At 55.4% G+C, this 18496-nt stretch carries 19 protein-coding genes and 1 riboswitch; of the genes, 9 read left to right on the top strand and 10 right to left on the bottom strand.

All coding sequences use genetic code 11. The annotated features are described in order from the left end of the window. Positions 1 to 118: 118 nt before the first annotated feature. The 9 genes from GG681_RS06415 to fabA all read right to left on the bottom strand — a co-directional run bounded on the left by GG681_RS06415 (position 119) and on the right by fabA (position 8780). Positions 119 to 1477, bottom strand: coding sequence for a lyase family protein (locus GG681_RS06415; RefSeq protein ID WP_153546295.1), 1359 nt, complete (start codon positions 1475 to 1477; stop codon positions 119 to 121). Positions 1478 to 1501: 24 nt separating this feature from the next. Further along, positions 1502 to 2296 carry a 3-oxoadipate enol-lactonase gene (gene pcaD, locus GG681_RS06410; protein WP_153546293.1) on the bottom strand — a complete coding sequence of 265 codons (795 nt, stop codon included), beginning with the start codon at positions 2294 to 2296 and terminating at the stop codon, positions 1502 to 1504. A 24-nt stretch (positions 2297 to 2320) separates the two neighbouring features. Then, positions 2321 to 3538: an endonuclease/exonuclease/phosphatase family protein gene (locus tag GG681_RS06405; protein ID WP_153546291.1), complete on the bottom strand. Its 1218-nt coding sequence runs from the start codon at positions 3536 to 3538 to the stop codon at positions 2321 to 2323. Positions 3539 to 3552: 14 nt separating this feature from the next. Beyond that, complete coding sequence (locus GG681_RS06400) at positions 3553 to 4533, bottom strand: threonine ammonia-lyase (protein ID WP_153546289.1); 981 nt, start codon at positions 4531 to 4533, stop codon at positions 3553 to 3555. A gap of 1 nt (position 4534) precedes the next feature. Then, a complete protein-coding gene (locus GG681_RS06395; RefSeq protein WP_153546287.1) occupies positions 4535 to 5362 on the bottom strand; it encodes an alpha/beta fold hydrolase in 828 nt (275 codons plus the stop codon). Continuing rightward, positions 5363 to 6049 carry a haloacid dehalogenase type II gene (locus tag GG681_RS06390; protein ID WP_153546284.1) on the bottom strand — a complete coding sequence of 229 codons (687 nt, stop codon included), beginning with the start codon at positions 6047 to 6049 and terminating at the stop codon, positions 5363 to 5365. It lies immediately after the preceding gene. Positions 6050 to 6200: 151 nt separating this feature from the next. After that, the gene (locus GG681_RS06385) at positions 6201 to 6992 is read right to left on the bottom strand and encodes an enoyl-ACP reductase FabI (protein WP_153546282.1); all 792 of its coding nucleotides are present in this window, start codon (positions 6990 to 6992) and stop codon (positions 6201 to 6203) included. 5 nt (positions 6993 to 6997) lie between these two features. Continuing rightward, complete coding sequence (gene fabB / locus GG681_RS06380) at positions 6998 to 8227, bottom strand: beta-ketoacyl-ACP synthase I (protein WP_153546280.1); 1230 nt, start codon at positions 8225 to 8227, stop codon at positions 6998 to 7000. Positions 8228 to 8270: 43 nt separating this feature from the next. After that, positions 8271 to 8780 carry a bifunctional 3-hydroxydecanoyl-ACP dehydratase/trans-2-decenoyl-ACP isomerase gene (gene fabA / locus GG681_RS06375; protein WP_153546278.1) on the bottom strand — a complete coding sequence of 170 codons (510 nt, stop codon included), beginning with the start codon at positions 8778 to 8780 and terminating at the stop codon, positions 8271 to 8273. Positions 8781 to 8966: 186 nt separating this feature from the next. On the opposite strand from fabA, the gene irrA reads away from it, so the two are divergent. Continuing rightward, the gene (irrA, locus tag GG681_RS06370) at positions 8967 to 9389 is read left to right on the top strand and encodes an iron response transcriptional regulator IrrA (protein ID WP_153546276.1); all 423 of its coding nucleotides are present in this window, start codon (positions 8967 to 8969) and stop codon (positions 9387 to 9389) included. 94 nt (positions 9390 to 9483) lie between these two features. Here the strand turns inward: irrA and GG681_RS06365 are convergent, their stop codons facing one another. Next, on the bottom strand, positions 9484 to 10371 hold the full coding sequence (locus tag GG681_RS06365; RefSeq protein ID WP_153546274.1) for a glycosyltransferase family 2 protein: 888 nt from the start codon (positions 10369 to 10371) through the stop codon (positions 9484 to 9486). A 115-nt stretch (positions 10372 to 10486) separates the two neighbouring features. Between GG681_RS06365 and miaB the strand changes: the two genes are divergently transcribed. The 8 genes from miaB to metK all read left to right on the top strand — a co-directional run bounded on the left by miaB (position 10487) and on the right by metK (position 18413). Continuing rightward, complete coding sequence (gene miaB / locus GG681_RS06360) at positions 10487 to 11818, top strand: tRNA (N6-isopentenyl adenosine(37)-C2)-methylthiotransferase MiaB (protein WP_153546272.1); 1332 nt, start codon at positions 10487 to 10489, stop codon at positions 11816 to 11818. A 262-nt stretch (positions 11819 to 12080) separates the two neighbouring features. Continuing rightward, on the top strand, positions 12081 to 12644 hold the full coding sequence (locus GG681_RS06355) for an OmpA family protein (RefSeq protein WP_408057659.1): 564 nt from the start codon (positions 12081 to 12083) through the stop codon (positions 12642 to 12644). A 10-nt stretch (positions 12645 to 12654) separates the two neighbouring features. Continuing rightward, a complete protein-coding gene (locus tag GG681_RS06350; protein WP_153546270.1) occupies positions 12655 to 12966 on the top strand; it encodes a hypothetical protein in 312 nt (103 codons plus the stop codon). 134 nt (positions 12967 to 13100) lie between these two features. Then, complete coding sequence (locus GG681_RS06345) at positions 13101 to 14132, top strand: PhoH family protein (RefSeq protein ID WP_153546996.1); 1032 nt, start codon at positions 13101 to 13103, stop codon at positions 14130 to 14132. Between the two features lie 30 nt (positions 14133 to 14162). Then, complete coding sequence (gene ybeY, locus GG681_RS06340; protein ID WP_328593291.1) at positions 14163 to 14669, top strand: rRNA maturation RNase YbeY; 507 nt, start codon at positions 14163 to 14165, stop codon at positions 14667 to 14669. Positions 14670 to 14713: 44 nt separating this feature from the next. Next, positions 14714 to 15619: a hemolysin family protein gene (locus GG681_RS06335; protein ID WP_153546268.1), complete on the top strand. Its 906-nt coding sequence runs from the start codon at positions 14714 to 14716 to the stop codon at positions 15617 to 15619. Between the two features lie 11 nt (positions 15620 to 15630). After that, a complete protein-coding gene (lnt, locus tag GG681_RS06330) occupies positions 15631 to 17124 on the top strand; it encodes an apolipoprotein N-acyltransferase (RefSeq protein WP_328593290.1) in 1494 nt (497 codons plus the stop codon). Between the two features lie 52 nt (positions 17125 to 17176). Further along, positions 17177 to 17224, top strand: a riboswitch (SAM-SAH riboswitch). A gap of 7 nt (positions 17225 to 17231) precedes the next feature. Further along, positions 17232 to 18413, top strand: coding sequence for a methionine adenosyltransferase (metK, locus tag GG681_RS06325; RefSeq protein WP_153546266.1), 1182 nt, complete (start codon positions 17232 to 17234; stop codon positions 18411 to 18413). Positions 18414 to 18496: the final 83 nt, after the last annotated feature.

Here is an 18496-nt window from a genome sequence, read left to right as displayed (position 1 = left end):
AGCAAGTTTTTTATTTGAGGCGTTGTTATCGTAAACGGAATTAACTTATTCGTTTTTCTTAATCTAGTGGCCAGAAAATGTTGAGTTTGCAAACATAAATAGTACTTTTCGCAGATTGTTATCTTGTCGTGGGCTGCGGGTGCTCTGTTGCTAGGTCTTGGATGCGTTGTGCAAAATGGCGCGCGTCCTGCGGCGCTTGACCAAGGTTTAACCTGGGGTCGAAGGCCTTGCTAAGATCAAGTTCTGGGAAGTGTGTTTGCGCCACGATCTGCAGGGATGACGCTGAAGCGACGGCCTCGGAACACATTTGTTTCACACGCGCTTGTGCCTCTGGGCGTGTGAGCGTTTCAGCCAGTAAAAAAACCAGCGCTTCCGCATGGATGAGATCTGATTGCCCTTCAATATGTGCGCGCATGTTGTCCTGCGAGGGCACGATATTTTCACCAATCTTCAGAGCGGTTTCACAGGCGTTGGCGGCGGTTAGCGCAACTTGTGGTAGCGTGAGCCATTCAAGAAACCAAGCCGCAGGATCGCGCTGAAACTGATGTAGTGCTCCCGTTTGCAGCCCTGCCAGCAGCGTGCTGGAGTGACGGGCGAGCGCGACCAATATCGCGGGCGATACAGGGTTTTGTTTGTGTGGCAGTGTCGAGGATGCACCATGAGCGTGTATTTTGATTTCCTGAATGCCGCTTTGGGTCATGCCAAGACAGTCCTGGCCGATTTTACCAAGCGCAAGCGTGCCACGGTGCAGCCAATCCAGCAGTTTAAGAATTGGGGTGCGATCTGTGTGCCAGCTGCAACCGGGATCAGTTAGCGCAAGCCCCTTGGCAAATTCCGCGCGCAGATCTGCGGCCTCAGTGCCAAAGGAATTTCCGGTGCCAACAGAGCCAGAGAGCGACACCAAAAGTGAAGAAGAACGCAGATCCGCCAGCTCATTGAGGAGGTTCAGCAGTGGTGTCCCCCAGGAGGCAACAACCGCCCCAAAGCTGGTCGGGGCCGCATGCAGACCAAAGCTACGCGCGGCCATCGGTAAATCGGCGTGATCAGTCGCCAGTTTCTCCAGATGTTTCAGGATTTCGAGCAGCTTCTTTTCCACATGAGACAGCACCTGGCGCAGGCGCAGCATCAACGCGGTATCCATAATGTCCTGCGAGGTGGCGCCCCAATGCACATATTGAGCATGTTCTGGCGCATTCATTTCCTGACGAAAGGCCGATACCAATGCAGGCACCGGCACGCCGTTGCTGGCTGTTTCTGCACGCAGGGCACCGGGGTCAATGGCCACTTCCATAACTGCACGTTGAATGGCCGCGGCGCTGTCTTCTGGAATAATCCCGAGCGCGCCCTGGGCTTTGGCCAAAGCACCTTCTACCAGCAGCATCGCCCGCACTTCGGCGCTGTCTGAAAACAGGCGCCCCACCTCTGCGGTGTGAAACGCGCCACTGTAAAGCTGGCTTTCAAAGAGCGAAGCGGCCATGGGATGTCCTTTGAATTGGGGTGGTCAGGCTTTGCTATGCCCGATCTTGTTCAAAAACGCCACCAGAGCTTCAGCAAAGGCGTCGGGTTGTTCAACGCAGCTCATATGGCCGGATTTACGGATCACTTTGAATTCACTTCCGGGGATCAGATCAACGGTCTCTTTCACCAGATCTGCCGGAGTTGATCCATCTTCGGTGCCCGCTATGCCCAATGTGGGCAGGCGCAGGCTGCTGGTGGGGGTGTAAAAATCGGTGCCCGCGATGGCCTGGCAACAGCCCATAAAACCAACATCGGTTGTGTTTTTCAGCATCTCACCAAGGTTTTCGGCAATCTCTGATTGGCGATGCCCGCGCCAGAGCCAGCGATCCAGCGTTGGCGCGATCTGTGTCGCCAGGCCGTTTTGTTCAACTGCGTCTATGCGTTCCTGCCATTGTTTTGGCGTGGCGATCTTGGCAGCTGTGTTGCTCAGCACCAGCGCGCGGATCTGATCGAGCCGTTTGACCGCCAATCCCTGTGCAATCATGCCGCCGATTGACAGGCCGACCATAACGCAGTTGCGGATCTTGAGCTGATCAAGCAGGCTTTCGGTGTCGCGTACCAAAGCGCCCATCGAATAGGGTGCAGGCGGGCAGGACGATTGCCCGTGGCCGCGCAGATCAAATCGAATGGCACGGATATTTTCCGGCAGGCGTTCAATCACGGCGTCCCAGATGCTGAGATTGGTGCCAAGCGCATGCAAGAAAACCACCGGATCACCATCTTCTGGTCCCTCGATTTTATAGTTCAGCTCGACGTCTCTCAGCGTTGCGATTGGCATGGCGGCCCTTCCTTGTATTGCGCCCTACCTGCGCTGAGACAGGTCAGAGTTCAAGACCATATGCGCCATGATCTGCCCGTGATCAGAGGCGAGTTTGTTATAAGGTGCTTCGGGGTGGCTGCCATCGGTCAGGTGGTCATTGAGCACGGTGTAATATTGCATTTCCCCAACAGAACCGGTCCAGCTGGGATCAAAGTGGCGGGACATATAGATCTGATCGATGCTTTCATGCACACCGCCAAAGGCGGTTGTATAGACCACATCGCGCAGAGATTTGCGCAGGAACATGTTTTCGGCCGAACGCAGGCGCAAGGCGTCAATGTTTTCACGGATCTGCGTGTTTTCATCATCGCTGTAGCGGTCATTGCGGTGGCGCGCATCATGGCGCAGCATCCAGGCGTAATTGCGAAACGGGGTTTCACCGCTGATGATTTCGCTGCTGACCGCATGTTCGCCGTCGTTGAAATCCCCCATTGCCATTACGGGGTGACCCTTGGCGAGCTCTTCCACAATCAGGCTGCGCAAAACATAGGCTTCGGCCATACGGCGCAGCGCTGCGCGTAGCGCCCCTAGGGCGCGACCGGGGGCATCATAGGCGGTTAGATCCGCCTCGGGCGCATAATCCTTACCATCTGGTTTGATAAATTCACCCAGTTTGGATTTTAGATGGCAGTTAAACACGGTGATGATCTGATCCCCAACCGGGATGCGCGCTTTTAAGATCGGGCGCGACAGGCTTTCAACCCGGTAACTACCTGCGGCGGCGCTATCACCGGTTAATGCGGTCAGCGGGATTTCAAGCGGGGTATCCAGCACCTGGATCACCTCTGGAGGCTGTGCAAATCCAAAGCGCGACAGGATCGCAACGCCAGGGCGACGCGCGCCGGGTTTGCCCGTGTCTTTTACGTTGGGGGCAAAGGCAAGGCTTGCGTCGGTATAGGGCGTGTAGGCGATTTTGCGGAAAATTGCGCGGCGGTGATAGCGTTTGCTTGGATCGGGAATGGTCGCGGCATTGGCGGCAATGCCGCGTTGATCAGCCTCGTTGATCACGTCTTGCAGGGCAGATTCTTCAAAGATTTCCTGAAAACCAACAATATCGGCGTCCAGGCTCAACACCTGATCCGCAAGCCAGTCGACCTTCCAGGCAAATTCCTCGGGGGTGTAGCTTTGGAACTTGTAGTATTCCTGATCGGGCCCAATCAGGTTTTTGACGTTGAACGAGGCGAGGGTGAAAGCTGTCATCTGTCTACCTTTGTTCAGGTTTCCGCGTGGCTAAGCGCGTGTTGGAATGTGGCGGGGTCCACATTTCCGCCAGTGACAACTGCGATCACGGAATCGGTGTCAAACGCTTCGGGCTGAAACAAGGCTGCGGCCAATGAAACCGCGCCGCCGGGTTCAGTGACCAGTTTTAGCCGCAAGAATGCCTGAGCCATCGCACGCAAGGCATCTGTATCATCAACCACCAGCCCGCTGCCTGCGAGACGGTTCAAGATAGCAAAGGGACTATCGCCCGGCTGAGGTGTCAGTATAGCGTCGCAAATCGACCCGGTGGTGTGCGGGTTTGATAGTATTTCATTGGCTGCCAATGAACGTGCCACGTCATCAAACCCTGTAGGCTCTGCTGTGCGCAGCTGCATGTCGGGGGCGCGATCTTCCAGCGCAAGGGCAATTCCCGATGCAAGCCCGCCGCCGCCGCAGCAGACCACAACATCCGCTCCTGAAATGTCATGTTCACGGGCCTGTTCTGCGATCTCAAGGCCCACGGTGCCGTGGCCCGCGATTACCTCCGGGTGTTCAAATGGGGGGATGAGGCTCAGCCCGCGTGCTTCGGCGATTTCAGCGCCAAGGGCTTCGCGGCTTTCACCCCCCACCCGGTCATAGAGCACAACCTCTGCGCCAAGCGCGCGGGTGTTGTTGATCTTTAGCGCAGGGGCATCTTTGGGCATAATGATAACTGCGGGTGCATCATGGGCCTTTGCGGCAGCGGCAATGCCCTGCGCATGGTTGCCACTGGAAAAGGCGATTACTCCACGTTTCTGTTCCGCCTCTGAGAGGGCTGAAACAGCGGCCCAGCCACCGCGAAATTTAAACGATCCAGTGTGTTGCAGGCACTCGGGTTTCACAAATACGCGTCGTCCTGCGATCTCATCCAAAAACGGGGAAGAGAGCAGTGGAGTTTTGCGCGCGTGCCCCTTGAGGCGTTCTGCAGCGGCTTCGATTTTGGCAAGCGTGGCCATGTCAGATCCTTTCCAGGGTCATGCGAATAAGCGCCAGCGCCTCAGGCTCGTCGAGAAACGGGACGTGGCCGCGATCGGCGATTTCGACAGCTGCGGCATGGGGCAGGGTGGTTTGCATCTTCTGGAAAGTGTCTTGCATCAAAATGTCGGAATTTGCGCCCCGGATCACCCCAAGTGGAATTTCAGCCAGACAATTGTAGAGCGGCCAGAGATCGGGGATTGGCCCTTCTGCGGCCTGTGCAATCAAAGCGTCGCGCAGTTTTGGGTCATAGCGCAGCTCGAGCCGTCCGTTGCTGTCTTGATAAAAGGTGCTCACCTCTTCGAACCAGCGTTCTGCTGGAACCGTTGGAAAGGCGTCTTGCATCGCGGCCTGCAATTGTGCGGCGGCGCGTTCAAATGTCTTGGCCGCGGGGCGATGGCCAACATATTCCATGATACGCGCAAGGCCGGTTGTGGGAATTTCCGGGCCAACATCGTTCAGGATCACAGCACTGAGGCGGGTTTTATGCAATGCAGCAAGCGTCATCGCAACCATACCACCGCGTGAGGTGCCAAGGATTGCAGCCTGTGCAAGGTTGAGATGGTCGAGCAGATCAATCACATCTTCGGTTTCTTGCAGGACTGAATATGTCATGAAATCAGCGGCATATTCCGATTGTCCGCGTCCGCGAAAATCAAGGGTGATCAATCGCAGGTCGCTGACGTGTGGCGCAAGATACCGAAAATCGCGCCCACAGCGGGTGAGGCCAGGCAGGCAGATCAGCGGCAGGCCAGTGCCGGTGTCTGTATAGTGAAGCGAAAGCCCGTCACGGGTTTTGAAAAATGGCATTTAAGATTCAATCAGATCTGGAATGGGGTGAAGGTCATTGAGGCTGTAATCCGGCTGCCAGGGCAGGCGATCCACCGGTTCAGACGCGCGATTGGCCCAGGCGGTTTTGAAACCATATCCCGCAGCCGCGGCGGCGTCCCAACCGTTGGAAGAGACAAACAGCACGTCCTCGGGCGGGCAGTCAAAGCGTTTGCCAACAAGGTCATAGACACGCGCATGTGGTTTGAACACGCCCACGCTTTCGACAGAAAGGACATCGTCAAGACTGTCTGCGATCCCTGCAGATTGTACCGCGCCGTCTAACATCTTGGGGGAGCCGTTTGATAGGATTGCAACGTTCATGCCTTTGGCTTTGAGCGTGCTTAACACTTCGGGGACCTCGGGAAAGGCCTGAAGTTCCCAAAAAAGATCCAGCAGACGGTCGCGCAGATGTTGGTCGCCGGCAAGCCCGTTGGCCTCAAGGGCCCAGTCGAGGCTGTTTTGCGTGACCTCCCAGAAATCACTGTGGGCGTCGGTGATGGCACGCAGCCAAGTGTACTGTAGCTGTTTCTGCCGCCAATGTTCGGCGACGTTTGCCCAGTGGTCTTGCAGGTGCGGGAACGCGGGCTCTTGCGCGGCGCGGCGTGCAGCTGAGCTGACGTCAAACAGGGTTCCATAGGCATCAAATACGCAGGTGGTTATCGCCATGAGTGTCTCTTTGGCTCCTTTGGTGCGCGGATCACAGCCAGTTTAGGAAGGAACGAAGAGCTGGGGAAGTGAACAATTGTGTGTGATACAACTGCCGCAAACAAAAAAGGCGCCCCATTGGAGCGCCTTTGCGTGTCTTGTGTCTCTGAAATCAGAGGTTGTCTTGCTGTGGCATGCCCAGAACATGAAAACCGCCATCAACCCGGACAATTTCACCCGTGGTGCAGCTGCCCGCGTCAGAGGCCAGATAGACAGCCGTGCCGCCAACCGCATCCAATGTCGCGTTTGAACGCATCGGAGCGTTTTGATCGGTGTGTTTGAACGTCCGACGCGCGCCACCAATGGCAGCACCCGCGAGCGTTTTCATTGGGCCGGGGGAGATTGCATTGACGCGAATACCCTCGGGGCCAAGATCATTTGCCAGATAGCGCGTTGCCGATTCCAGCGCGGCTTTGGCCACACCCATGACGTTGTAGTTTGGTACAACCCGGTTGGAGCCGAGATAGGTCAGCGTCAGCAAAGTGCCGCCATTGTCTTTCATCAGCGGATAGGCACGGCGGGCCACCTCAATGAGGGAGTAGGCCGAAATATCCATTGAGTTCTTGAAATTGGCGCGGCTTGTATCCAGGAAACGGCCGGTCAGTTCCGATTTGTCGGAATAGGCGATTGCGTGCACCACAAAATCGATGCTGGGCCAGCGCTCACCCAATTCAGCAAATGCTTTGTCCAATGACGCATCATCGGTGACATCCACATCCACCATGAAATCACTGCCAACACTTTCGGCCAGTGGTTTCAGACGACTGCCAAAGGCTTCGCCCTGATAGGTAAAGGCAAGCTCTGCGCCCGCTGCATGCATCGCTTTGGCAATGCCCCATGCGATGGAACGGTCGTTGGCCACACCCATGATGAGGCCGCGCTTGCCTTGAAGAACTCCAGACATCGAAGTTATCCTTTAAACTTGCTCAATACCATAGAGCCGTTGGTGCCACCAAAGCCGAAGCTGTTGGTCATCACCGAATCAAGCCCTGCATTTTCCACCAGATCGGTTGCTACTTCGCCGGGCAGGATGCCCTCGGCCAAAGTTTCAACGTTGATCGATGGGGTGATGAAATCATGTTCCAGCATCAAGAGGCAGAAAATCGCCTCAAGCGCACCAGCAGCACCCTGTGCGTGGCCGGTCATGGATTTGGTTGATGAAATCGGCGGAACGCTTCCTTCGCCAAAGACGCGACGCGCGGCTTCGACTTCGCCCACGTCACCCACCGGAGTGGAGGTGCCATGTGCGTTGATGTAATCCACCTTGCGGCCTTCGGGCAGGGTGGACAGTGCCAGACGCATCGCGCGTTCGCCACCTTCGCCGGAAGGGGCAACCATATCGTGGCCGTCAGAAGTCGCTGCAAAACCGGTGACTTCGGCATAGATCTTGGCACCGCGTGCTACTGCATGTTCCAGATCTTCCAGAACCACAATGCCGCCGCCGCCCGAAATCACAAAACCATCGCGATCTTGGTCAAAGGCGCGTGACGCTTTGGTGGGGTCGTCGTTTTTCTTCGACGACATCGCACCCATCGCATCAAACAGGCAAGACAGGGTCCAGTCGAGCTCTTCGCCACCGCCTGCAAACATCACATCCTGTTTGCCCATCATGATCTGCTCAGCTGCGTTGCCAATGCAATGCAGCGAGGTAGAGCATGCCGAGGTGATCGAGTAGTTGATGCCTTTGATTTTAAAGGCAGTTGCGAGGTTCGCTGAAATGGTCGAAGACATGCATTTTGGCACCGCAAAGGGGCCAATGCGTTTGGTTGCGCCGGTTTTGGCCACAACCTGGTGTGCTGCGAGCATTGCGGATGTGGACGGGCCGCCAGAGCCTGCAACCAGACCGGTGCGTTCATTCACAACCTTATCTTCGCTGAGACCCGAATCTGCGATGGCTTGCTCCATCGCGATATGTGCATAAGCAGCACCGGGGCCCATGAAGCGCAGCGTGCGCTTGTCGACCAGTTCCTTGATGTCCAGCTTCAATGTGCCTGCAACTTGGCTGCGAAAGCCATGTTCGACCATTTCGGGGCTGGCCTCGATGCCGGATTTACCAGCTTTGAGTGAGGCGAGAACCTCTTCGGCATTGTTCCCGATCGATGAGACGATCCCGAGACCGGTGACGACAACACGACGCATGCTGCGTACTCCTGTTCCAAATGTGCGGATGTTCGGGCTGAAATCAGCTCTCGGACAATGCAACTTTCATATCTTTGACCTGATAAATCACTTCACCATCGGCCTCTACGATACCATCTGCAACACCCATTGTCAGACGACGGGTTTGCAAGGCTTTGGTGAAATCAATCTTATAGGTCAGCATTTTGCGATCAGGGCGCACCATGCCGGTGAGCTTCACTTCGCCAACACCAAGCGCATAGCCACGGCCCAGCCAGCCACGCCAGCCCAGGTTGAAACCGGTCAGCTGCCACAGGCCATCAAGGCCAAGACAGCCAGGCATGATTGGATTGCCGGGGAAGTGGCAGTCAAAGAACCAGAGGTCGGGGGTGATGTCGAACTCCGCAACAACGTGACCTTTGCCGTGGGCCCCGCCATCACCGCTGATTTCGGTGATACGGTCCATCATCAGCATTGGAGGTGCGGGAAGCTGCGCATTGCCGGGACCAAAAAGTTCGCCACGGGCACATTTTAGCAGATCTTCCTTGTCAAAGCTGTTGGGGTATTCGGCCATACTGGCGCTTCTCCTGCCTGGTACATATCTATAGTTAGCCTCCTGTAACATCGGCCCGGCGGGTCCTGCAAGAGCGCGCAAGGGGGAACATGGGAGGTTTAACACTCAGTTGCGAGTGAATTTCATTTGAATTCTCCGCCGGATTGGCCTTATATTTACGATCAGCAACAAGTACCAGGAGCCAACATGACGCCAATCAGCGCAGAGAGGGCGACCCACTGGCTGTCTTCAGCCGGATTGCGTCCAACACGGCAACGGGTTGCCTTGGCAGAGCTATTGGTTGGAGATGGCAATCACCGCCATGTGACCGCCGAGAGCCTGTTTGAATCGGCAAAAACACAGGGTGCGGCGGTTTCATTGGCAACTGTCTACAATACGCTGCGCGCATTTTGTGAGGCAGGCGTGTTGCAGGAAATTACGGTTGATGGCTCAAAAAGCTATTTTGACACCAATACCCATGATCACCCGCATTTCTATCATGAAAACGAAGGGCGCCTGTCTGATGCGCCGTCCGAGGATCTGGTGATCCAGCAACTGCCCGACGCACCCGAAGGGTTTGAAATTGCATCAGTGGATGTGGTGATCCGGCTGCGTAAAAAAACGGGTTGAGTTGTTGCAAGGCGCTGTATTGTGAAATGGGCCGCATCGGATCTGATGGCGGCCTTTATTTTGCGCTGCTGTTTTACGCGGCGTCAGCTGATGTTTAAAACCACTGACCGGGCTCAATCAGGCCCAGATCCAGAAGCTGCTGCGAATTCCAGTCAAACGGAACTGAATTGTGCCAGTGAAAGCTGTTGATCTCAAACCGTGAACCTGGATTGCGCCGCAGTGCTTTGGCGGTGCGAAATGAACAGATCGACGCCGTCAGATTGTGGTGCCAGGGGCAGGCGTAGGTATTGTATTCTTCATCATTGAACGTGTGATCGCTGTTTAGAGTCAGATCCGGCCGCGCCTTGAACAGGGCGATCCTGTCGATCTTTCGCTTGTCTGCGGGAATGTGTTCTTCATAGCGCCAGCGCAGGCCGCCAAAAAAATCAAGCTGCCGTTCTTTTGGGTGGCCAGTTTGCGGATGACTGCGTGCCTGTGCGTAATAGCCGGATTTGTCCAGATGGGCCTGCTCCACAGAGACCGCATCTGGGGCCTGGCTGAGATTATTGGCGTATAGATCGACGACATAGCACAGCATTGCATCGCGGCGCTCTTCGCTGTGAAAGGCGAGCATTTCGCCGATACTGCGGCTCTCGCAGAAGGGATAGAATAGATATTCGGCGTTGTAGCAGTAATAAAGCCAGCATCCAGCGGGAGCCTTGGTGCTGATGTGAGTAACCGCTGATGTCACCGCGTCTTTTTTCAGGCAGTCAAAGGTGACGCGCCGCACCTTTTCGGACAACTCATGCGGCAGGTCAAAGGCGTCTGGCATAAACACAGTCACCGATTTGAAGCCGCAGTTCAGATGATGGCGCAGGGTGCTGGCGATCTCAACTTCATCTTCAACAAAGATCAGCGCAGCCGGACCTTTGCCGAGATCCGCAGCCTGGTTGATGAACTCTTCGAATGTGAAATGACGCGTCTTGGTAATGCTGCCCGACATATGCCACCTTTCTGGCCTTTTGATGTAAAATCGGTTAATTGCAGCTACATTGCAAGTCGCGCGGTTTCGCTATACATGGCGCCGCTGATCTCACCCAATCGGAAGGCTCACTGTAATGACCGCGCCAAAGAAGCTGTTTATTAAAACCTACGGCTGCCAGATGAACGTTTATGACAGTGAACGCATGTCAGAGGCGCTTGGCGAACAGGGTTATGTTGAGACAAAGAGCGCCGATGATGCGGATATGATCCTGCTCAACACCTGCCACATCCGGGAAAAAGCGGCTGAGAAAGTCTATTCCGAGCTTGGGCGATTTAAGGGCCTGAAAACAAAGAAACCCGATTTGAAGATCGGGGTGGCGGGCTGTGTTGCGCAAGCTGAAGGTCAGGAAATCATGCGTCGCCAGCCTTTGGTGGATCTGGTTGTGGGGCCGCAAAGCTATCACCGGCTGCCCGAAATGGAAGCAAAGGCCGGGCAGGGCACCAAGGTGCTCGACACAGACTTCCCCGAAGAAGATAAGTTTGAAAAGCTCAAGCGCCGCCCCAAGGCAAAGCGTGGGCCGTCCGCGTTTCTGACCGTTCAGGAAGGCTGCGATAAATTCTGCGCCTTTTGCGTTGTGCCTTACACGCGCGGAGCTGAGGTGTCGCGTCCGGTGGATCGCATTCTGCGTGAAACCCAAGATCTGGTTGAACGTGGAGTGCGCGAGATCACTTTGCTTGGGCAGAACGTGAATGCCTATCACGGCGAAGGTTTGGACGGAAACGACTGGACGCTGGCACAGCTGATCTGGGAGCTCGACAAGGTTGATGGCTTGGAGCGTATTCGCTTTACCACAAGCCATCCAAACGACATGCAGGACGACCTGATCGAGGCGCATGGGAACTGCAAGAAGCTGATGCCGTATCTGCATTTGCCGGTGCAGGCGGGATCGGATCGAATCTTGAAGCGGATGAATCGCAGCCACACCGCCGAAAGCTATCTGCGCGTGGTGGAGCGCATCCGCGCGGCGCGGCCGGATCTGTTGCTTTCGGGGGATTTTATCGTTGGCTTCCCGGAAGAGACCGAGGAAGATTTCCAGGCGACTTTGGATCTGGTGGAAGAAGTGCGTTACGGCACGGCCTATTCGTTCAAATACTCCACACGTCCAGGTACACCCGCGGCAGAACGTGCACAGGTTGATCCAGCTGAAGCGGATGATCGTCTGCGGCGGCTACAAGCGCTTCTGACAAAACAGCAGCGCGAAATTCAAGACAGTATGGTTGGTCGTGAAGTTGGCGTTCTGTTTGAAAAAGAAGGCCGTTTGCCGGGGCAGATGGTCGGAAAATCCGAATACCTGCACTCGGTGCACGTTGCCAATAGTGATCATCTCGAGATCGGGACCCTGGCCCGCGTTCGGATCGTATCCTCGGTGACCAATTCGCTCGCGGGTGAATTAATCAGCGAATAAATTCGGCTAATTCTGTGTCTCATTTCATTGAATGGGGCACGGAAGTGAGTCTCAATTGCATCGGTTGCGGCAACAATTTCGCTAAAATTGTTTTAGTGTCTCCAATTCTGCTTTAACTTATTTGAAAGTGCTTTGAATACACCACGATAAATAAGTGGGACGTTGCTATGCTGGCTCTGAATTGGGCCTGACACTGTTTTAATAACAGGTTTGCGTGGCGGCCTTGTTGAGGAAACGGAGCGAAGGAATTCGGGTCGTGTTGATTAAGACAGTAAAAAAACTATCCGCGGTTTGTGCAGTTGGAGCAGTCACTGTTGCTCTGGGTGTGACCAGCGTTGCAGCGCAGACGCGCACCATTCTTGGTGAACGCTATGTTCCCACCATCTGGGTAGATCCCGACGGCTGTGAGCACTGGGTTATGGATGATGGTGCCGAAGGATTTATGACACCGCATGTAACCCCTGATGGCAAACCAGTATGCCGTCGCGGTGAGCTGTGTGGGATGATGCCAACTGATCAGTTCTTTGCAACTGACAAACATTACATTAATGCCGCAGGTCGCAAGCGCCTGCAGGAGTTTTTCAACTCCAAAAAAGGCAGCTTCCGTGGCTTTGTTGTTGCGGGCCACACCGATAGCCGTGCCTCTGACGAATACAATATCGCTTTGTCACATCGTCGCGCCAATGCGGTTGCGGGCGTGGCCAAATCGGTTGGTGCGCGCCTGTTTGATGTACGTGCCTACGGCGAACGTGATCCACGTAAGCCCAACAATAGCGCGGCCAATATGGCTGAAAACCGTCGTGTCGAAATTTATTGCCTGCGTTAAGGGGTCTGAGATGAAAGTGAGCAAAATTCTTGCCCTGGTGGCGGTGGCTGGCATGACTGCAGCCTGTTCTGCGGGCCATGGTGTTGTTGGGGCAGATAAGACCCGCGACCGGGGCACCGATCGCAAAGATCTGTCGAACCTCACAGCAGGTATCTGGGTTGACCCAACCGGCTGTGAACACTGGATTATTGACGACGGCGTTGAAGGTTATGCAGATCTGCGCAGAACGCCTGATGGCAAACCCGTCTGCAACAGCGAACTGCCGCGCAATGTTGCAACCGGGCCGTTCAAATCAGGGTCGCGGATTGCCGATCCGCTCTAAAGATCAAGACATCGTAGGATGCGCAAAAGGCCGCCGTTGGGGCGGCCTATTTGTTTCACTTCCATGAAATCTGGTGATGGGTGCTTGCGTGTCGCGCGCTGGGCGGGCACACTCTAGTGAGTAACGCCAGACTTATGGAGACCCGCTTGGCCCTTGGTGCCCCGAATTCTCTCGAAGACACTCCCACTACTTCCCACGAAGTACTGCTGGAATTCCCTGATAATCGACTGTTGATCGACCTTTGTGGCGAATACGATCGACATCTGGCTGAAATCGAACAGAAATTAAGCGTTCAGATCGTGCGCCGGGGCAATCAGCTCTCGGTCATGGGAGAGGATGCAATGCGGGAGCAGGCAGCGGCCGTGCTCAGCGCGCTTTATGATCGGCTTGAAACCGGGCGCAGCGTTGAGGTTGCGGATGTGGATCGTGAATTGCGCATGGGCAATGCCCCCGAAGCTGCTGAACAATCCAACGACCAGTTGGAGATGTTCACTGGTGGATCTGTTGAAATCAAAACCCGCAAAAAGCTGGTTGAGCCGCGCACCGATGCGCAAAAAGCCTATGTGCAATCCTTGTTTGCCCATGAGCTGGCCTTCGGCATTGGTCCTGCTGGTACGGGTAAAACCTATCTGGCCGTGGCGGTTGGCGTGTCGATGTTCATCACCGGCCATGTGGACCGGATCATTCTGAGCCGCCCTGCGGTCGAGGCCGGTGAAAAGCTCGGCTATCTTCCGGGCGACATGAAAGACAAAGTCGACCCCTATATGCAGCCGCTTTATGATGCGCTGAATGATTTCCTGCCCGGCAAACAACTGGCGAAGCTGATTGAAGAAAAACGCATCGAGATTGCGCCACTGGCCTTTATGCGCGGGCGGACGCTTGCCAATGCCTTTGTGGTGTTGGACGAAGCGCAAAACGCAACCAGCATGCAGATGAAGATGTTCCTGACCCGCCTGGGTGAAGGCTCTAGGATGGTGATCACGGGGGATCGCAGCCAGGTGGATTTGCCGCGTGGGGTGCAATCTGGCCTTGCTGACGCTGAGCGCCTGCTGAAGCTGATCCCCAAAATCAGCTTTAATTATTTCACATCACGCGATGTCGTACGTCACCCGCTGGTAGCCGCGATCATCGAAGCCTATGAAGCCGAAGAACAGAAAAAAGGGTGAGCCCTTTCTTTGGTGAATGAGGAGTTCCGCGTGCTGGACATAGAAATCGAAGACGAACGCTGGGCTGAGGTCCATTTGCAAGAGCTCGCGGATGAAGCGGTAAGCGCCGCGCTTTCACATTTCTCATTAGAAGTGGAAGATTGCGAGATGGCGCTGCTGGCCTGCAATGATGCACGTATTGCTGAATTGAACGCTGAGTTTCGTGAAAAAGACAAAGCAACCAATGTCTTGAGCTGGCCGAATGAGGACCTTGCCGCCGAAGAAGCGGGTGGTGAGCCTTTGCTGCCAGAAGCTGATTTTACCGGGGAGATCGCCCTGGGTGATATCGCGATTTCTTTTGATACCTGCCAAAAAGAGGCGCTTGCGGCAGGCAAACCTATGGCTGATCATGTCAGGCATTTGGTTGTTCATGGAACGTTGCATCTTTTGGGCTATGATCACATCCGTGATGCAGATGCCACTTTGATGGAAACTTTGGAGGCCGAGATACTTGGCAAACTGGGTATCTCCAACCCATATGTAATCGACGAGGAATGATCTCCGACCCGCGATCAGGGTTGGGATTTTAACGGATAGGATAGATGGGCGATATCGAAGGCAGTTCTAACGCGGCGCAAAGCGCGCTGCAGAACATGAACAAAGAAGGCAGTTCCGATTTGGAGATGCCGTCTAACTCTGGGCTACTGAGCCGTTTTCTTGGGGCATTTGCGAATCCAGATGCAACAAAAACACCAGAGCTGAATGGGGTTGATCAGGCCCCAACCCCCAAAGCCCATGGCATGATCAACCTGCGTCGCCTGCGGGTTGAAGATGTTGCCACCCCAGCTGCCGAAATCGTAGCCGTCTCTGCGCAGATTTCCAAAGATGAATTGGTGCAGGTGTTTCGGGACAGCGGGTTGACCCGCATTCCCGTCTATGAGGGCACGTTGGATACGCCGGTTGGCATGGCCCACCTTAAGGATTTTGCCCTGACCCACGGCTTTAACGGCGGTGAGGCTGAGTTTGATCTTGCGGCTATGCTGCGGCCTTTGCTGTTTGTACCGCCATCGATGCCCATTGGTATTTTGCTTTCCAAAATGCAGGCCGAGCGGCGTCATATGGCGCTGGTGATTGATGAATATGGCGGTGTGGACGGCCTAGTAACCATCGAAGATCTCATCGAACAGGTTGTTGGTGAGATCGAAGATGAACACGACAGCGATGAGCTGCAGACCTGGTTCCAGGAGAAAAGCGGCTGCTATGTCGCCCAGGCGCGCACGCCACTGCCAGAATTTGAAACTGAACTCGGGCGCTCATTGACCGCGCATGAAGATGTGGATGAGGAAGAAATCGATACTTTGGGTGGATTGGTCTTTATGCTCTCGGGGCGGGTTCCTGCCCGTGGCGAGGTGATCGTGCATCCCGAAGGCATCGAGTTTGAGGTCATGGACGCCGACCCCCGTCGCATCAAACGGCTACGGGTACGTTTGCCCTCGGCTGCGGAATAGGGTGGCCTGTTGTGCAACGCTTTGGGCTGGTCCTGCTCGCGCTGTGTTTTGGCGCGCTGATGTCGCGGGGGCTTGCGCCTCATAGCTGGCAGCTTGTCACTCCCATTGCATTGACCGGGATCTCCGCGATTTTCCTGCGTGTGCAGTCTGTCAAACAGGCTTGGTGGCTGGGTTGGGGATTTGGTGCGGCCTATTTTGCCTTTGGGCTTTCGTGGATTGTTGAACCTTTTCAGGTTGATGCAGAACTCTATGGCTGGATGGCTCCCTTTGCGCTTGTTTTGCTGTCCGGCGGGCTGGCGCTGTTTTGGGGGGCTGCATTTGCGCTGGCGCAACGGTTTTCAGCAGGCAATTGGCGCCTTCTTGCGCTGATTGGCTTTTGGTCTGTGATGGAATTTCTGCGCGCCTATGCCTTGACGGGGTTTCCTTGGGCGGCGCTGGCGCAGCTTGGCGTTGGACCTTGGACATTTTCTGTGCTGCCGTGGCTTGGGCCACAGGGGTTTGCCATGCTCAAGCTGGTGATGTTTGTTCCTCTGGCGCTGTTGCGGCTTCGCAGGGTCTGGCCTGCCGCTCCGCTGGTGGCTTACTTGGTCGCGATCTACGCGGCATTGGAGCCATTACCGGAAGATCACGCTGTTGCCTATACCAAGCACAGCGTGCGTTTGGTGCAACCAAATGCGCCGCAGGACGAGAAATGGGACCCAGATAAACGCTGGGATTTTGTGCGCAGGCAGGTTGAATATTCTGCGAGTGAGCCCGCGCCAGATCTGATCGTTTGGCCAGAAACCGCCGTGCCTCAGCTTTTGAACGATGCAGCGGCGACATTGGGTGTGATCTCGCAAGCCGCCAATGGGGTGCCGATCCTGCTGGGGATCCAGCGCGAAGAAGCGGGGGAGTATTTCAACTCCGCAGTGCTGCTCGATGCGCAGGGGCAGCCAAACCAGATATACGATAAGGTGCATCTGGTTCCTTTTGGTGAATATATGCCGTTTCCGGATCTGGTTGCGCGTCTGGGCATTTACGGCCTCGCGTCGCGGGCAGGAACGGGCTACACGGCCGGGCCGTCGCAGGAAATTTTGCCGTCGCCGGTTGGACGGTTTTTGCCGCTGATTTGTTACGAAGGCGTATTCCCGCACGATATCAATACCCGAGCTGAGCGACCCGATTTTCTGGTGCTGGTCACCAACGATGCTTGGTTTGGCACATATTCCGGGCCGCAGCAGCATCTCATTCAGGCGCAGATGCGTGCAGCTGAGCAGGGGCTGCCAATGGTCCGCGTGGCAAACACCGGTGTGTCGGCAATGATTGATCCCTACGGTCGCATTGTCCCGGGTGGCAGTATCCCTTTGGGGCAGGCGGGGTATCTCGATGTGGATCTGCCCGCGCCGCTTGCTGCTACCTTTTACAGCAAAACGGGTGATCTGCCGTGGTTTTTGCTCAGTTTGGTCATGGTGCTGGTGCCCGCGTTACGGCAAAGAAAAAAACAGTTGCTGAACACAGTTGGTTAATCTCCATGCCTTAGAGATTGACCTGAAATGGCACACGGCCTATGCGAAGGACATCCTACCACAACGGCTTCCTGGCGTGGCAGGCAATCACAATGGAGCACCTCCCAATGACACGTAAGAATTACACATTCACCTCGGAATCGGTTTCCGAAGGCCACCCGGATAAGGTCTGTGACCGGATTTCCGATGCGGTCCTCGATGCCTTTCTTGCAGAAGAGCCAGAAGCGCGCGTTGCTGCAGAGACCTTTGCCACCACCAATCGTGTGGTGATCGGGGGGGAGGTGGGCCTGTCCGACCAGGATAAGCTGCACGACTATATGGGCAAAATCGACGAGATTGCCCGCTCCTGCATCAAAGACATCGGCTATGAGCAGGATAAATTCCACCACGAGACTGTTGAAATCACCAATCTGCTGCATGAGCAATCTGCTCATATTGCGCAGGGTGTAGATGCCTCTGCCGACAAGGATGAGGGCGCAGGTGATCAGGGTATCATGTTTGGCTATGCCACCAATGAGACCGAAGCGCTGATGCCCGCACCGATTCAGTATTCGCACGCGATCCTGCGTCGCCTTGCCGAAGTGCGTAAAAACGGCACCGAACCTACGCTGGGGCCAGATGCGAAATCCCAGCTCTCCGTGAGCTATCGTGATGGAAAACCTGTTGGTGTCAGTTCGCTGGTTCTGTCGACCCAGCACTTGGATGAAACACTCAGCTCTGGTGACATCCGTGCCATTGTTGAGCCTTACTTCCACGAAGTCCTGCCCGAGGGTTGGCTGACAGATGAAACCATCTGGCACGTGAACCCAACCGGCAAGTTTGTCATTGGTGGCCCTGATGGCGATGCTGGCCTCACCGGGCGTAAGATCATTGTGGATACCTATGGTGGGGCTGCGCCGCACGGTGGCGGTGCATTCTCAGGCAAAGACCCAACCAAGGTTGACCGTTCTGCCGCTTATGTTGCGCGCTATCTGGCGAAAAACGTGGTCGCTGCAGGTATGGCAGAGCGCTGCACCATTCAGCTTTCTTATGCAATTGGTGTGGCCGCACCGCTGTCAATCTACGCGGATCTGCATGGCACCGGTTCTGTGGATGCCGCTGCAATTGAAGCGGCAATCCCGCAGGTGATTGATCTGACACCGCGCGGCATTCGCACCCATCTGCAGCTCAACAAGCCAATTTACCAGCGCACTGCGGCCTATGGCCACTTTGGCCGCACCCCGGATGCGGATGGCGGCTTCAGCTGGGAAAAAACCGATCTGGTTGAGGTTTTGAAAAAAGCCGTCTGATCGCAGATTGATCAATGTCGAAGGGCGGGCTGCATAGGCCCGCCTTTTTTTGTTGCAGGGCGCGCGCGACTTTCTCGTCGCGG

The sequence above is a fragment of the Tritonibacter aquimaris genome (assembly GCF_009617595.1).
Taxonomy (GTDB): domain Bacteria; phylum Pseudomonadota; class Alphaproteobacteria; order Rhodobacterales; family Rhodobacteraceae; genus Epibacterium; species Epibacterium aquimaris.
The sequence above is the reverse complement of the archived record's forward strand: the minus strand, read 5'-3'. Positions and strand labels throughout refer to the sequence as shown.

What these genes read in the sequence shown, in the direction of transcription:
- GG681_RS06415 (WP_153546295.1), bottom strand. Translation starts at nt 1,477, where the DNA reads ATGGCCGCTTCGCTCTTTGAAAGCCAGCTTTACAGTGGCGCGTTTCAC.
- pcaD (WP_153546293.1), bottom strand. Translation starts at nt 2,296, where the DNA reads ATGCCAATCGCAACGCTGAGAGACGTCGAGCTGAACTATAAAATCGAG.
- GG681_RS06405 (WP_153546291.1), bottom strand. Translation starts at nt 3,538, where the DNA reads ATGACAGCTTTCACCCTCGCCTCGTTCAACGTCAAAAACCTGATTGGG.
- GG681_RS06400 (WP_153546289.1), bottom strand. Translation starts at nt 4,533, where the DNA reads ATGGCCACGCTTGCCAAAATCGAAGCCGCTGCAGAACGCCTCAAGGGG.
- GG681_RS06395 (WP_153546287.1), bottom strand. Translation starts at nt 5,362, where the DNA reads ATGCCATTTTTCAAAACCCGTGACGGGCTTTCGCTTCACTATACAGAC.
- GG681_RS06390 (WP_153546284.1), bottom strand. Translation starts at nt 6,049, where the DNA reads ATGGCGATAACCACCTGCGTATTTGATGCCTATGGAACCCTGTTTGAC.
- GG681_RS06385 (WP_153546282.1), bottom strand. Translation starts at nt 6,992, where the DNA reads ATGTCTGGAGTTCTTCAAGGCAAGCGCGGCCTCATCATGGGTGTGGCC.
- fabB (WP_153546280.1), bottom strand. Translation starts at nt 8,227, where the DNA reads ATGCGTCGTGTTGTCGTCACCGGTCTCGGGATCGTCTCATCGATCGGG.
- fabA (WP_153546278.1), bottom strand. Translation starts at nt 8,780, where the DNA reads ATGGCCGAATACCCCAACAGCTTTGACAAGGAAGATCTGCTAAAATGT.
- irrA (WP_153546276.1), top strand. Translation starts at nt 8,967, where the DNA reads ATGACGCCAATCAGCGCAGAGAGGGCGACCCACTGGCTGTCTTCAGCC.
- GG681_RS06365 (WP_153546274.1), bottom strand. Translation starts at nt 10,371, where the DNA reads ATGTCGGGCAGCATTACCAAGACGCGTCATTTCACATTCGAAGAGTTC.
- miaB (WP_153546272.1), top strand. Translation starts at nt 10,487, where the DNA reads ATGACCGCGCCAAAGAAGCTGTTTATTAAAACCTACGGCTGCCAGATG.
- GG681_RS06350 (WP_153546270.1), top strand. Translation starts at nt 12,655, where the DNA reads ATGAAAGTGAGCAAAATTCTTGCCCTGGTGGCGGTGGCTGGCATGACT.
- GG681_RS06345 (WP_153546996.1), top strand. Translation starts at nt 13,101, where the DNA reads ATGGAGACCCGCTTGGCCCTTGGTGCCCCGAATTCTCTCGAAGACACT.
- GG681_RS06335 (WP_153546268.1), top strand. Translation starts at nt 14,714, where the DNA reads ATGGGCGATATCGAAGGCAGTTCTAACGCGGCGCAAAGCGCGCTGCAG.
- metK (WP_153546266.1), top strand. Translation starts at nt 17,232, where the DNA reads ATGACACGTAAGAATTACACATTCACCTCGGAATCGGTTTCCGAAGGC.